General features: G+C 62.8%; 12 protein-coding genes. 4 read left to right on the forward strand and 8 right to left on the reverse strand.

Annotated elements, in window-relative coordinates:
• Positions 1–48: 48 nt before the first annotated feature.
• From ppnN to grxD, 6 genes are all read right to left on the reverse strand, one after another.
• Positions 49–1449, reverse strand: a complete 1401-nt coding sequence (gene ppnN, locus HDE76_RS19065) for a nucleotide 5'-monophosphate nucleosidase PpnN (RefSeq protein WP_184509909.1) — start codon at positions 1447–1449, stop codon at positions 49–51.
• A 321-nt stretch (positions 1450–1770) separates the two neighbouring features.
• Positions 1771–4206, reverse strand: a complete 2436-nt coding sequence (locus HDE76_RS19070) for a TonB-dependent receptor (protein WP_184509911.1) — start codon at positions 4204–4206, stop codon at positions 1771–1773.
• 657 nt (positions 4207–4863) lie between these two features.
• Positions 4864–6576, reverse strand: coding sequence for a GNAT family N-acyltransferase (locus HDE76_RS19075; protein ID WP_184509913.1), 1713 nt, complete (start codon positions 6574–6576; stop codon positions 4864–4866).
• Positions 6577–6669: 93 nt separating this feature from the next.
• Positions 6670–7269, reverse strand: a complete 600-nt coding sequence (locus HDE76_RS19080) for a YhgN family NAAT transporter (protein WP_179477380.1) — start codon at positions 7267–7269, stop codon at positions 6670–6672.
• A gap of 79 nt (positions 7270–7348) precedes the next feature.
• A complete protein-coding gene (locus HDE76_RS19085) occupies positions 7349–8116 on the reverse strand; it encodes an SDR family NAD(P)-dependent oxidoreductase (RefSeq protein WP_184509915.1) in 768 nt (255 codons plus the stop codon).
• Positions 8116–8439 (reverse strand): Grx4 family monothiol glutaredoxin, encoded by a 324-nt coding sequence (grxD, locus tag HDE76_RS19090; protein WP_179477382.1) that lies wholly within the window; start codon positions 8437–8439, stop codon positions 8116–8118. The genes HDE76_RS19085 and grxD overlap by 1 nt, the downstream gene beginning before the upstream one ends.
• Before the next feature lie 113 nt (positions 8440–8552).
• On the opposite strand from grxD, the gene HDE76_RS19095 reads away from it, so the two are divergent.
• Positions 8553–9131, forward strand: a complete 579-nt coding sequence (locus HDE76_RS19095) for a Fe-Mn family superoxide dismutase (RefSeq protein WP_179477383.1) — start codon at positions 8553–8555, stop codon at positions 9129–9131.
• 78 nt (positions 9132–9209) lie between these two features.
• Here the strand turns inward: HDE76_RS19095 and HDE76_RS19100 are convergent, their stop codons facing one another.
• Positions 9210–10364, reverse strand: coding sequence for a 5-(carboxyamino)imidazole ribonucleotide synthase (locus tag HDE76_RS19100; RefSeq protein WP_184509917.1), 1155 nt, complete (start codon positions 10362–10364; stop codon positions 9210–9212).
• The gene (purE, locus tag HDE76_RS19105) at positions 10361–10864 is read right to left on the reverse strand and encodes a 5-(carboxyamino)imidazole ribonucleotide mutase (RefSeq protein WP_179477385.1); all 504 of its coding nucleotides are present in this window, start codon (positions 10862–10864) and stop codon (positions 10361–10363) included. Before purE ends, HDE76_RS19100 begins: the two co-directional genes overlap by 4 nt.
• A 68-nt stretch (positions 10865–10932) precedes the next feature.
• Here purE and HDE76_RS19110 point away from each other — a divergent pair, with 68 nt between their 5' ends.
• The 3 genes from HDE76_RS19110 (at position 10933) to nadC (ending at position 14518) form a co-directional block, all read left to right on the forward strand.
• A complete protein-coding gene (locus HDE76_RS19110) occupies positions 10933–11205 on the forward strand; it encodes a Trm112 family protein (RefSeq protein ID WP_179477386.1) in 273 nt (90 codons plus the stop codon).
• A gap of 125 nt (positions 11206–11330) precedes the next feature.
• Positions 11331–13661: a DUF1631 domain-containing protein gene (locus tag HDE76_RS19115; protein WP_184509919.1), complete on the forward strand. Its 2331-nt coding sequence runs from the start codon at positions 11331–11333 to the stop codon at positions 13659–13661.
• Positions 13661–14518, forward strand: coding sequence for a carboxylating nicotinate-nucleotide diphosphorylase (gene nadC, locus HDE76_RS19120; protein WP_184509922.1), 858 nt, complete (start codon positions 13661–13663; stop codon positions 14516–14518). The genes HDE76_RS19115 and nadC overlap by 1 nt, the downstream gene beginning before the upstream one ends.
• The last annotated feature ends 44 nt before the right edge of the window (positions 14519–14562 follow it).

Raw genomic sequence — 14562 nt, forward strand, 5'->3', positions numbered from 1 at the left:
ATCGTGCGGCGAGCTGTCAAGCCGTGGCGACGGATTCGGCCCAGATTTTCAGGCCGTTCGTACCCGATAGCAGGGCACGTAAGCCGCGCCGCCGGGCAGCTTCATGCGGTGCTGCTCGACGAATGCCTGTAGCAGCTTGTCCAGCGCGCGCATGATGTCGGCGTCGCCGTCGATATCGAAGGGGCCAAAGCGCTCGATGGCCTTGACGCCTTCTTCCTTGACGTTGCCCGCAACAATGCCGGAAAACGCGCGGCGCAGGTCCGCCGCCAGCTCGTGCCGCGGGCGATCGCGATGGATCTGCAGCGCCCGCATGGCCTCATGAGTGGGTCGGAACGGCGTCTGGAACGCGAACGGAATCTGCAGCGCCCAGTTGAAGAAGAACGCGTCCTTGGTATCCAGCCGATGCTTGCGCACCTTGTCGATGCCCTTGACCATAGCGCGCGCCACAGCGGGCGGATCGTTCACGATGATCTGGTAGTGCTGCGCCACCTCGTCGCCCAGCGCCAGTCGCAGAAAACGATCGATCTGCTCGAAATAGGCGGCCGACTGGCTCGGGCCAGTGAAGATCAACGGGAACGGCACACCGGCGTTGTCCGGATGCAGCAGGATGCCGAGCAGATAAAGAATCTCCTCTGCCGTGCCGACGCCACCGGGAAACACGATGATGCCGTGGCCCATGCGCACAAAGGCTTCGAGGCGCTTCTCGATATCCGGCATGATCACCAGGTGATTGACGATCGGGTTCGGCGATTCGGCCGCGATGATGCCGGGCTCGGTGATGCCGATATAGCGATTCTGTCGGCGGCGCTGTTTGGCATGCCCGATCGTGGCGCCCTTCATCGGCCCCTTCATCGCACCGGGACCGCAGCCGGTGCAGATATCCAGGCTGCGCAGACCCAGTTGATAGCCTACCGACTTGGTGTAGTCGTACTCCTCGCGTGAAATCGAGTGGCCGCCCCAGCACACCACCAGGCTGGGATCGATGTGCGGCTTGAGAATCCGCGCGTTGCGCAGGATCTCGAACACGCCCTGAGTCAACCCGGCGGCGCTATTCAGATCGACGCCGGTCTGCTCCAGTTGGGTCGAGACGTAGACGATGTCGCGCACTACCGCGACCAGCAGTTCGTTGATGCCGCGAATGATCTGACCGTCCACGAATGACTGCGCCGGCGCGTTGGTCAGCTCGATCTTGATGCCGCGGTCCTGCTGCAACACCTGGATATCGAAATCCGGATACTGCTCCAGAATCGCTCGCGGATCGTCGCTGATGCTGCCGGAGGTGAGCACCGCCAGCGCACACCGACGCAGCAGCGCATGCAGGCCTGAGTCGCTGGCACCGCGCAGGCGCGCCACTTCGTTACGGGAAAGAATATCCAGGCCACCCACGGGCGAAATGCGCGCGCTGACAGTGGCGCCTGCGCACGCGGCGCCGGGTTGAATCGTATTCATTAAATCACTCCTTTACGGCCGACAGTCTCAGCCTGACTCCCGAAGCGGAGCCGACCGCCTAGCATCTCGCGCGGCTTGTCGCTGGTCAAGAACGCCGCGGCGACGGTTCGCGGCATTCAACGTGCCGCCACGGCCGCGAACGTCGTCACAATCGTCCAGACAAGATCATTGAAAGCCGATCAAACCGCCCAAACGACGATGCCCCCGCGTGAGCGAGGGCATCGTGCGATTACGTCACTGTGGGTAATGCGAACCCCCTTTATTGTTCGAGCGACGCCATCCAGGCCGCCGCCCTAACAACCGCTATCGCCAGCCAGACGCTTAGAACGACGCGCCGAACGTGATCTGGAACGAACGATCCTCCAGCAGCGAGTAGTAAGGCGCGGAAGCAAACAGCGTCACGCCGTTGGCATCCTTGATCTTGCCCGGGTTCGACGCGAGAAATGCACCGATATTGTTGGCGTTGGTCAGGGCCTTGCGATCAAGCAGGTTGAACATGTTGAGCTTTATGTACGGCTTGGTGATGAACGACGAAATGTCGTTGAAGCGCCAGCCCGCGCTCAGATTGAGCGTTGCATAGCCGCCTGCGCGTTCCGTGTTGGACCAGTCGCCGTAGATGGAGCTTCGAACCTTCTCATCGAGGCTCGCCCAGAACGGACCCTGGTCGTAACTGACGCGCAGATAGCCGAGGTTGCGCGGCGTGTTGAGCAGGTCCTTGCCCTTGGTGTTGTAAATGCCGTCACCGAGCGAGTTGAGATCCGTTTCCAGCGTCGACTTCTGATATGCATAGGACGCATACACCGTCCAATTCGGCGTCACCTTGTAGCTGGCTTCCGTATTCACGCCGCGGTTGTGGACCTTCGGCAGCGACAGGTAAACCGTGGCGAACGTTGTTTCGTCAAAGCCGGAGATCTGCTTGTTGTTAAGGTTGGAAACGTACGCGTCAACGTTGGCGGAGAACGTATCGTTGTAGAAGCGCCAGCCCAGATCAGCCGTCGTCGCCGTCTCGGGCTTGTTGAGGAAGCTGCTGGCCGGAACCGTCTGACCAGGGTAATTGGCCGCGGCGGCATTCTGCAGAAACGCACCGTTGATCGGAGCGCGGAACGTCTTGCCCATGCCGAAGTAGAACTGGTTCTGTTCGTTCAACTGATACTTGGCGCCGACCGTCGGGCTCCACTTGTGGTACGTCGCATCGACATCTTCCACGCCGTAGCCGATATAGCCGGAACGTACCGAGCCGGGATACTGAAAGTCGAAACCGCTGCGTTTTTCCGACAGGAACGATGCGCCAGCCGTGAAGGTCCAGAAGTCGTTCGGCGTCCACGTATCCGTGGCAAACGCCTTTTTCGTTTCAGTGGTGGTGTATTCGTTGAACGGACGCTGCACGGTGCCATCCGGATAACGAATCACTGAATCGCGGCCAAGGTAATCAGCCGGAATACCTGCAGCATTGATGGCCGTGTAGACGGTGGTCTGCTCCTGGCGCGGGCGCTCGTACCAGAAACCGTATTCCAGGCTGTTGTCCTGGCCGAAATCCTGGTTGAACTTGGCAATGATGCCCGGGCGCATGGTGTACGAACTGTTGTACGAGTAAACCAGCGCCTTGTTGTTCTTGCCGCCGATCACACCGTTGCCGTTCAGATCCTCGTTGGCGTACTGGTACAAGTTCTGCGTTGACGTCGATTCCGTGAACGTGGCGCCGCCGCCCGAGCCGCCGTTGCCATACTGGAAGTAAGGCACGACAGACAGACGCAGGCTGTCGCTGAGCTTGAACTCGCCATCCAGGCTGACCAGCCAGCTCTTGAACGGGTTCTTGTGGAACGCGTAGAAGTTGGCGTCGGTCGGCGTCAGGCGGGTGCGGTCGTAGCTCTGATCGTAACCACCGGAGGCCAACTGCGCCTTGGTCAGGCTCTGATACAGATAGCTGTCCTGGCGCACGTACTGGACCGAGCCGGAGATGGTGTTGTTGTCGTCGATGGTCCAGATCGTCTTGCCGTCGATCTTGTCGGCATCCTGGCTACCTGGACCACGCCACAGGTTGGCCTGGTTGTTGGAATACGACAACCACGAGCGGAACGCACCCGTGTCGCCGGTATTGAGGCGGATAAACGAACGGCGCCAATCGTTGCTGCCGAAGGTCTGCGTCACGTCGATGCCCGCTTTGTGCGGTGGATCGATGGTGACCCACGCGATCGAGCCACCGGCGGCGCCGCTGATCGGCGTATCCACATCCGGATAACCCTGCAGCACGGTGATGTCGCCGATGTTTTCGGTATCGCCGTATTCGGTCGAGTAAACCTTGTAGTTGCCGCTGTCGTTGATCGGTGCACCGTTCACAGTGGTGCCGATTTCATCGCTGGTGAAGCCGCGGATGCTGTAGTTGCCGTTGGCCAGGCCGTTGTTGTCGTCGGTCGACGCGTTGACGCCAGGAATGCTGTCGATCAGCTGCACGAAGGTGGCGCCCGGCGCCGCATGAACGATCGCGTCGCGAGTGATGGTGGAAACCGCCTTCGGCGCCGTCTGCACGGCCATCAAGCCACTACCCAACGAGAGCGACTGCGCCTTGACCTGCACGGCGGAAAGCTCCTGCACGCGCTTGGTGTCGTTCGACGTAGTGGTGTTGGACGTGCTGGACACGCCAGCGCGCGGAGCGGCCTGCGTGCTGGCGGCCTGGTCGGTGGCCGTCTGCGCCATGACCATGCCCGATCCCATAACACAGGCAAGCGCAATCGCGGCGGATAGGTGGCTTCGCTTCATTTGGATAGTTCCCTGTTGAGTCATGTAATGAGTTGCTGCGGGCCTGAGCTACGCATGGAGCCATGCAGGCACAGGCTGGTTCGCGAAAGCGCGTTTGAGTCTGCCAAACTGGATTCGCTTTGGCTGGCAAGCCGACGTTGTGGGGCGTCGCCAGCGATGAAGCGTTGCCCGAACAAAAAACCTGCGACCACATCCCCCGGAGTCGTCGATGCCAAAAACGCATGATTCCACGCGAATTTTACAGAGTCTTTACAAAAGTTTCATTCCAAGTGTCAACGCAATATATTGCGATCACACTTGGTGATGCACGACTCCTCCAACAGGCGCCAAACCCTGAGAAAGGCTGGCTTTCCGATTCGAAAGGGCGCGAAAGCACTGGAAAGCCCGCGCGTATCGCATAAAAATACGATGCGAAAATCGCTCCGGCACGATTACGCTGTCTTCGAATCGCAAGCGGGTGGTGGTAACCGCAGATGGCTACGACAGATTCGCGGCGTCGGCTTAGAGCATCTCGCCGTGCCTCGCGCCGGGAGCGTTTTTTGCGCTCAGGCCAAGGAAGAACGAGGAGCGGACGTCGATCTACGACGGAGTGTGATGACGCCGGGATGCGGTCAAACCGCTCCCGGCGCGAGGCACGGCGAGATCGAGAACAGGCTCTTAAGCAGCTTTGCCCAGATAACGCGCACGCTTGGCCGGCTTGAGCCGAGCCAGGTCCAGCATGACGAGACCGTCCACGCAGCCGGAAAAATCGGGATCTTCACCGAAGTCGAGAAACTGCACCCCGTCGGCATCGACCAGATCCACGTACTGGCGATACAGCACGGGTAGGCTCACGCCCAGCGCGTCCAGATGGTGCTTGAGTTTGCCCAGCCCCGCCGATGCGTCGAGCCCCTGCAAGGCCTGCCGCACGCCGTCGCTGACGTCGCTGGAAATAACGAACGGCCGACGCGCTTCGGCCAGGCCCGGCGTGCCGAAATAATGCTGATGCGCGGCCACGATCCATTCGCGCGCTTCGCGCGGCATGGACACCGACATGCTGACCGGACCGAACATGTAGCGCAGGTCCGGATGCCGCTGGAGATACAACCCGATGCCTTGCCACAGCTGGTCGAGCGCACGCGAGCGCCAGTACGCCGGCGCCACAAAGCTTCGGCCCAGTTCCAACCCTTGCGCCAGACGTGACTCGAGCGCCGGCGAGTAGCGAAACAGGCTGGCCGTATAAAGACCGGCCATGCCGCGCTCGGCGAGCAGCCTACCGCCGTGACCGAAACGGTAGGAACCGACAATACGCAGCGCCTTGGTATCCCACAGCACCAGATGCTCGTAATGCGGGTCGTAGGCATCGAGATCACGCCGCGTGCCGGTGCCCTCACCCACCTTGCGGAAGGTAAGTTCACGCAGACGACCGATCTCGCGCATCACCGGGCTGTCGAGCGCGCCCTTGAACAGCCATGCCTGCTTGCCATCGCCGAGATCGGCGAGTTTTTCCGACTGCATCAGCTCGGCCGCTACCTGATCGACCGGCTCCGGGTGCGCCAGAGGCACCTGGCCGCCGAAAATCAGCCCGCGATGCCGGCCCACGCGATACACGTGCCGACGCATCAGCTTGGCCGCCTGCTCGGGCGAGCCACCGCTGCGCTGGGCCAGTTCGTCGGCGCCGATCAGCGCGCCGATGCTGAAGCCGATCCGTCGGCTACCGACCGTCACCGCTTCGCGCGGCAGCATGGCGGTACTGAGCGGCTTGGCCAGCATCGACAAGCCGTAGAACATCGCCGAATTGCGTGCGGCGACGTGGACCGGCAGCACCGGCACTTTCCTGCGCATAGCCAGTCGCGCAAAGCCGTCCGACCAACGGCCGTCGCGCACGCCGTTGGCGCGCACGCGTGACACCTCGCCGGCAGGAAACACGATCAGCGCCTGACCTTCCTCCAGCGCGCGATAAATGCCGCGCAGTCGCGAAGCGCTGCCTTTGCCGAACACGTCCACCGGCAGCAGCAGTTTTTTCAACGGGGGCACCACGGCCAGCCAGTCATTGCCGAGAATCCGCACGTCGCTGCGCACCGAACCGATCAGCTGCAGCATGGCCAGTGCATCCTGCATGCCCAGCGGATGGTTCGCCACGACCAGCAGGCCGCCGTCGACCGGAATGTTTTCGCGCTCGCGCGGGCTGATTTGATAGCTGGTGCCGAGCAGGTCGAGCACACGCTCGACGAAATCGAAGCCTTCGGCGTTGCCGACTTTATCCAGTACGCGGTTGAAACCGTCTTCGTCGGCCAGTCGCCCCAGCATGTCGGCGACGGGGCGACGGATTCTGGGATGCACTGCAAGCCAGGGCAACCGCTCGGTAAGGGTCTGTTCGATGGAGAGCATGACCGTGTCCTCAGGTTTTCGCTCATCCTGAAGATCAATTGTTACAAGGACCTGTCACGCGGACGCCAAACAGAAATTACTGCGCTGTTTTGCTCACAAACTTACGTGCATGAACGAGGCGACGCCCGACATGAACATCTGCACCGATAGCGCAATCAGCAACATGCCCATCACCCGCTCCAGCGCAGTGAGCACACTCTCGCCCAACCAGCGGAACAGATAGGTGGCGCTGAGCAGAATCAGCGACGTGGCCAGCCACGCCAGCAACAGCGCAGTGACCCAGTCCGCCGTGCGGCCTGGTTGGGTGTTGGTCAGCAGCAGAAGGGCGGCCATCGCCGAGGGGCCGGCCACCCCGGGAATCGCCATCGGCACGATAAAAGGCTCACCCTCGCCGGGCTTGCCGAAGATGCCGCCGCCGTCGGCCGGCGGAAACACCATGCGGATGCCGATCAAAAACAGCACGATGCCGCCGGCGATGCTGATCGAGTCGGGTTTGAGCTGCAGCAGCTTGAGAATGTGCTGACCGCCGAACAGAAACGCCAGCAGCACGCCGAGCGCGATCAGCAGCTCGCGCACCATCACCGCACGGCGGCGCTTGGGCGGTACATCCTTCAGCAGGCTCAGAAAAAACGGAATATTGCCCAGCGGGTCCATGATCAGAAACAACATGATCCCCGCCGACAGGGTGGTCATCTCCGTTTCCATAATGAATCACTCCCCTTGAGGCCATCACAGGATAGCCGTTGCCGCATCGGTCGCACCGACGGGTGTCTCAGTTGGCGCGAAGATCCAGCACCGCACCGCGCGCCTGCGCGGATTGCGCGCTCAGCAGATAGACGGCTGCGGCTGCGGTGGCATCCGGCAGCGGGCGCTGCATGATGTCCTCGCCGAAGTACGCCTGCCGCCGCAGCGCGGTGCGCATCGGCGCGGGCAGCAGCGCGTTGACGCGCAGAGGGCCGGCATCGTTTTCCTGATGCAGAATCGCCACGAAGCGTTCCAGCGCGGCTTTCGATACGCCGTAGGCGCCCCAGTGCGCGCGTGCCAGCAGATCGGGGTTGTCGAGGACGAAAACCACGGCGCTGTCGACAGCTTGATTCAGTAGCGGCATGCACGCCTGGGTCAGCGCGAACGGCGCGGAAACATTGACGTGCAAGGCGCGCAGCCAATCGTCCGGCTTGTGCATGGCGATCGGGCTGAGCCCGGCGAAACTCGCCGCGGCGTGCACGATACCGTCGAGCCGGCCGAAGTCGCGCTCCAGTCCTTCGGCCAGATTTTCGTAGTCACGCGGCGTCGCCGTTTCCATATCCAGCGGGTGGATCACCGGCTCGCTCAAACCCTCGGCGAGCATCGCGTCGTATAGCTGCTCGAGCTGACGTTTGCGTTTGCCCGTCATGACGACCGTGGCACCGGCGCGAGCGGCGGCCCGCGAAACCGCCGCGCCCAGTCCACCGTAGGCGCCCGTCACCAGCACCACGCGATCGCGCAAGGTGTCGGCGGCCGGCATCCAGTCGGCCGGCAATCGGGAAACCGGCAGCGACATTAATTCGCTATCCCGGCGACATCGTTCGCCATGCGCGCCAGCTCACCGGCGGCGTTCAGGTCTTCGACGATATCGCAGCCGCCGATCAGCTCGCCCTGTATGAACAACTGCGGGAACGTCGGCCAGTTGGCGAAGTGCGGCAGGCCGGAGCGCAGCTGAGGGTCGGCCAGGATATTCACCGCATGGAAATCGGCGCCTGCATCGGTTAGTGCTTTCGCCGCACGGCTGGAGAAGCCGCACATGGGAAACTGCGGCGTGCCTTTCATGAAAAGCACGATGGGATGCTCGGCGAGAATGGCGCGAATTCGCTCGTTGATATCCATAGGTGACGTTTCATCTTTACAATGCAGGCAGATCGGTATTGTATCAGTCACCCGATGGCCGCTGCCCGCTGGGCCGGCCAAACCTCCCCCAGCCACCGCTAAGGAGCCACACCATGGCGATCGAATTGCCCCCGCTTCCGTACGAAAAGAACGCGCTGGAGCCGAATATCTCGGCCGAAACGCTGGAATACCACTACGGCAAGCACCACCAGGCGTACGTCACCAACCTCAACAAGCTGATCGAAGGCACCGAGTTCGCCGATGCGAAGCTCGAAGACATCATCAAGAAATCCTCCGGCGGCGTGTTCAACAATGCCGCCCAGATCTGGAACCACACGTTCTATTGGAACTCGATGAGCCCCAAGGGCGGCGGTGCGCCGACCGGCAAGCTTGCCGACGCGATCGACAAGGCGTTCGGCTCGTTCGACAAATTCAAGGAAGAGTTCAGCAAGTCTGCCGCCGGCAACTTCGGCTCCGGCTGGACCTGGCTGGTGCAGCGCCCTGACGGTTCGCTCGGCATCGTCAATACCTCGAACGCCGCCACGCCGATCACCGGCAGCGACAAGCCGCTGTTCACCACCGATGTGTGGGAGCACGCGTACTACATCGATTACCGCAATGCCCGCCCGAAGTATGTGGAAGCATTCTGGAATCTGGTGAACTGGGAATTTGCGGCCAGCAACCTGGCCTGATCACCCGCAGCAGCACACAAGTAGAAACGGAGCCCATGCGGCTCCGTTTTTACTTGTGTGCATTGTGAAGAACAGGGCTCAGCGAAGCGCTTTCACCACCGGACCCGCCTGCTCGCCGCGGTCGAGTGCATCGGCCAGTTCCGTCAATCGTGTAGCCAGCTCTTTTGCATCCGGCGCACACAGTGTGGCGTGCCCGACCTTGCGTCCCGGCCGTGCCTGCTTGCCGTAGTCGTGCCAGTGCCCGTCGATGGCGCGCAAAACGGGCGCTGCATCAGGCAGATCGCCGATCCAATTGAACATCGTCGATACGCCACGCGCACCGGTATCGCCCAGCGGCAGACCGAGCACGGCGCGCACATGGTTCTCGAACTGGCTGGTATGCGCGCCCTCGATGGTCCAGTGACCGGAGTTGTGCACCCGCGGCGCCATTTCGTTGCCGAGAAGCTCACCGTCTTTGACGAACAGCTCGAGCGCAAACACGCCGACGTAGTCGAGCCGCTCGGCCAGCGTTTTTGCCAGCGCCGTGGCGCGCTGCTGCAGCTCGCCGATCGTCGGGGCCGGCGCCAGACTCATCGACAGCACACCGTCGACATGCCAGTTCTGCGTGAGCGGCCAGGTGCGGAAATCGCCGTCGCGCCCGCGTACGGCAATCACCGACAGCTCGCGCTCGAACGGCACAAACGCTTCCAGAATCAATCCAAGCGTAGCCGCCTGCTCACCCAGTGCAGCCCATGCCGCATCGGCGTCATCGACGGTTTTGAGTCGGAACTGACCCTTGCCGTCGTAGCCGAGCCGACGCGTCTTGAGGATGGCCGGCGCGCCGATGGTCATCAGCGCCCGAGCGAGATCCTCGCGGGTGTCGACGGCCATGAACTCGGGCGTCGGCAGGCCGCATTCGCGAAACAGGGTCTTCTCGGCCAGGCGATCCTGCGCGATCGCCAACGCCTGCGGTGAGGGATGCACGGCCACTCGCTCGACCAGCCTGCGCGCGGTTTCGGCCGGCACGTTTTCGAAATCGAAAGTGACCGCGTCGACTTGACCCGCAAACGCCTCCAGCGCGGCGTAGTCGGTCCATTCGGCGACCACCAGCGGCGCGACCTGTCCCGCACAGGCATCGCTGGCGCCATCGACCGCCAACGTCTTGATGCCAAGCGGCGCCGCGGCGATAGCCAACATGCGCGCCAGCTGGCCGCCGCCCAGCACGCCGAGCACCGGTTGCTTACGATCGCTCATTGACGCGGGTCCGGCTGATCGAGCACGGCCTGCGTCTGCCTGGCGCGCCAGGCGTCGAGCGCCGTCGCGAGTTCGGCATCGTGCAGAGCCAGCATGGAAACGGCCAGCAGGCCCGCATTGACCGCACCAGCGCGGCCAATCGCCAGGGTCCCCACCGGAATGCCGGCCGGCATCTGCGCAATCGACAGCAGGGAGTCCATGCCGCTGAGCGCCTTTGACTGCACCGGCACGCCGAGCACCGGCAGCCGCGTCTTGGCCGCCAGCATGCCCGGCAGATGCGCCGCGCCGCCGGCACCGGCAATGATGACGTGCAGACCTCGGCCAACGGCTTCTTCGGCATAGCGAAACAACAGATCCGGCGTGCGATGCGCCGAGACCACGCGCACCTCGTGCGGCACGCCCAGTTCTTCCAGCACGCCTACCGCGTGCTGCATGGTTTCCCAGTCCGAGCGCGAGCCCATCACCACGCCGACGCGCAGCGGATTGGTTGTCGATGTCATGGCCGAGCCGTCCAAAAACGGTTATCGTACTTGCTTTCTCCAGCTACGGCATACCCAGCGAACCCGCCATGGACAAGCGTCTGCTCGACATTTTGTGCTGCCCGGTCAGCAAGACCCCGGTTCGACCGTTGAGCAAGCACGAACTCGATGCGCTCAACGGCGCCGTGGCCGCCAGCATGGTCAATACGGTTGCCGGCGCTCCGGTCCGCGAGAAGATCGCCGAAGCCCTGATCACCACCGATCGCAAGGTGATCTACCGCATCGAGGACGGCATTCCGGTCATGCTGCCCGAGGAAGGCATCGGCACCACCCAACTGACCGACTTTCCGGCGGCCGCCTGAACCGTTCGTGTCGCAGTTCTCAGTTCCGATATAACTATGCATGACATGCCCCCCAGCCTCGCTTATTGTCAGGCTCGTGCGGGCCATTCGACTCTCACCGCGTGTCGCAATACCAAGGCGTGGCGATGAAAGAAGTCAGTGACCTCTCGAAAGTAGTCGACCTCGGCCCGCGCCTGGACCCTACCAGCGAGCGAGTCGGCCAGCTGCTGAACGCGGTTCGCGGCATCGCCAACCGGCGTCTGCAACAGTGGGTGGGCAACGCGTTCGAGCATGTCGACGATGCGCTGTTCGACCTGGCCGAAAAAGCCGAAAACAACGCCGCCCAGATGCACTACTTCGATGGCATGCGCGACGTGCGCAAGCGCCGCCCGCTGGTGGAGCGCAACTTTCTGGCCGCGATTAACCGCGAACTGGGCGAGCTGACCCATCCAAAGTCGCCGTCCCCGGCGACGACTTCAGTCGGTATCGGCGGCAACGCGGAACTGACGCTGGTAGCGGACAACGAGCTGGAAGAATCGCTGGCTATCACCAGCATGATCAGCAAAAACGATTCGCGCCTCGCGCGCGACCTGTTTGCGGTGAACCAACGGCTGTCGGTGATCTGCGGCGGCCATAAAATCGACGACGCCAGCAATCCGGTCGCGCCAGCCATCCTGTCCCAGGCGTTTCGCCAGGCGCTGCGTGAACTCACCGCGGACATGCGCGTCAAGCTGATCATCTACAAGCTCTTCGATCGGTATGTGCTGTCGTCGCTGGAAGAGCTCTACCAGGAGATCAACGACGAGTTGATCGAAGCCGGCGTGCTGCCGCAGCTTCACCACCAAGTGGTCCGTACGCCGGCCGCGAGTAGCGCCAGCTTGTCGAAATCGGTGGACGACGATGCGGTGGTGCGAGCGGTCGCGGGGGCGGAGTCCGGCGACATCCCCAACGACCTGCTGCAGACCTTGCACGCCCTGTTCAGCGCACGCCGTGCGCCGACATCGGCCGGTTCTGCATCTGGCTACGCTGGCGCAGTCGGCGGCAGCATAGGCAGCGGCCGCGCCTTGTCCACCGGACCGCTGCCGTCGGCGCACGAACTGCTCGGCGCACTCAGCGTTTTGCAGAATCAGATCGCCAGCGCCGGCCCGCTGCCGCAGGCCGCAACGGGCTCCGATCGCGATGCAGCCGATCTGAGCCGCGAAGTCCAGCAACTGAAATCGCAGCTGCTGAACCAGATCGGCGCGCTGCGCGGCGAACGGCCCAGCCATGTGGCCACCATCGATGAAGATACGATCGATCTGGTCGGCATGCTGTTCGAATTCATTCTGGAAGATCGCAACCTGCCGGTGCAGATGCAAGTGCTGCTGGCACGCCTGCAGATTCCCTACCTCAAGGCCGCGATTCTCGACCGCAAGATGTTCGCCCATCGTCAGCATCCGGCGCGCCGCCTGCTCGACGGCTTGGCCGAACAGGCCAAGGGCTGGTCGGACGAGTCCGACCGCGATCGCCGGCTGTATGAAAAAGTAAAAGTCATCGTCGAAAAACTGCTGCACGAATTCGACGACGACCTGAGCATCTTCGAGCGGCTGCTGGTCGACCTGCAGCAGTTCCACGACATCAACAAGCGCCGCTCGGAGCTGGCCGAACAGCGCGTGGCCGAATCCACACGCGGGCGCGAAAAGCTCGAACTGGCACGTCGGCGCGCCGCGCGCGAAATCGTCGATCGCATAGGACAGCATCAACTGCCGCCGCTGGTGCACGGCATTCTTGCGCGCGCCTGGGCCAACCATTTGGTACTGACCTTGCTGCGCCACGGCGAGGCCTCGAACGAATTTCGCAGCGCGCTGCATTTTATCGACGATCTTATCGCCAGCACGCGTCCGATAAAGAGTGCCGAAGACCGGCATCTGCTGCGCCAGACGCTGCCTAATATCGAACGCGCCTTGCGCCTCGGTCTGGCCAACGTGGCTTTTCAGGAGCAGGACGTCGAGCGGTTGCTTGGCCAGCTGCATGCCTACTATCGCCAGCAACTCGGCGAGGCAGGCGACGACGACGACGCGGCTTCTGTCACGGAAGACGCCGCGATGCTGAGCATGCCCGACACGATTCAGCCGATGGCCAGGCAGGATGCGGGCCGCGAAAACAGCCGCGACCCGGAACCGGTAATGGTGCCGCTGGACAGTCCCGAGTGGCAACAGGTGCAGGCGTTGCAGCCGGGGACCTGGCTGGAATTCAGCCATATCGATCAGGCCATGGCGCGCGCCAAGCTGTCATGGATCAGTCCGATGACGGGCCGTTACCTGTTCGTCAATCGCCGCGGCCTGAAAGTGGCGGACTATGCGCCGGAAGAGCTGGCGGTGCTGCTGGCCGATGGCAAGGCCACCGTGCTGGCTGCCAACGCGCTGTTCGACCGGGCAATGAGCTCGATCGTCACTCGTCTGAGTCAGCCTGAAAATCCTATCGCTCCGGATGCCTGATGAGTTTCGCACCCTTGTTTGACGCGCCCTCTGCCGCACAGATTTCCGACGACATCGAACGCGCCTTCGCCGAAGATCTCGGCTCCGGCGATGCCACCGCCGAGCTGTTGCCGGCGCATGGCCGTGCGCAGGCCGAACTGACCTGTCGCGAAAGCGCCGTCGTTGCCGGCATTCCCTGGTTCGAGGCGTGCTTCCGCCGGATGGACCCCGACGTCAGCATCCACTGGCATACGGCCGACGGTCACCGTGTCGAACCCGGCACGGTGATCTGCCGACTGAGTGGACGCGCACGCGCGCTGGTCAGCGCCGAACGCACGGCGCTGAATTTTCTGCAGCTGCTGTCGGGTACGGCGACTCAGACGGCCAGATACGTGGCCGCCGTGCAGGGCACCAACACCCGACTGCTGGATACTCGAAAAACCGTACCGGGCATGCGCCTGGCGCAGAAGTACGCGGTGCGCTGCGGCGGCGGCCACAACCAGCGGATGGGTTTGTACGATGCCATCCTTGTCAAAGAGAACCACATCATCGCGGCTGGCGGCATCGCGGCCGCAGTGGAGGCCGGACGTCGTCTGCATCCGACGCTGATGCTGGAAGTCGAAGTGGAAAATCTCGATGAGCTGGCGCAGGCCATCGACGCCGGCGTGGATCGAATCATGCTGGACAACTTTTCGCTGCCGCTGATGACAGAAGCCGTCGCGCTCACCGCCGGCCGCGTACCGCTCGAAGTGTCCGGCAATGTCGATCTGGAAACGATTGCGGCGTTCGCCGGGACCGGCGTGGATTTCATTTCCGTCGGTGCCCTCACCAAACACGTTCGCGCGGTGGACCTGTCGCTGAGACTACGGCTGGACTGACGCGCGGCTAGGTGGCGTAAAGACGTCGCACCTTGCGTGCAAGC

The sequence above is a fragment of the Rhodanobacter sp. ANJX3 genome (assembly GCF_014200755.1).
Taxonomy (GTDB): Bacteria; Pseudomonadota; Gammaproteobacteria; order Xanthomonadales; family Rhodanobacteraceae; genus Rhodanobacter.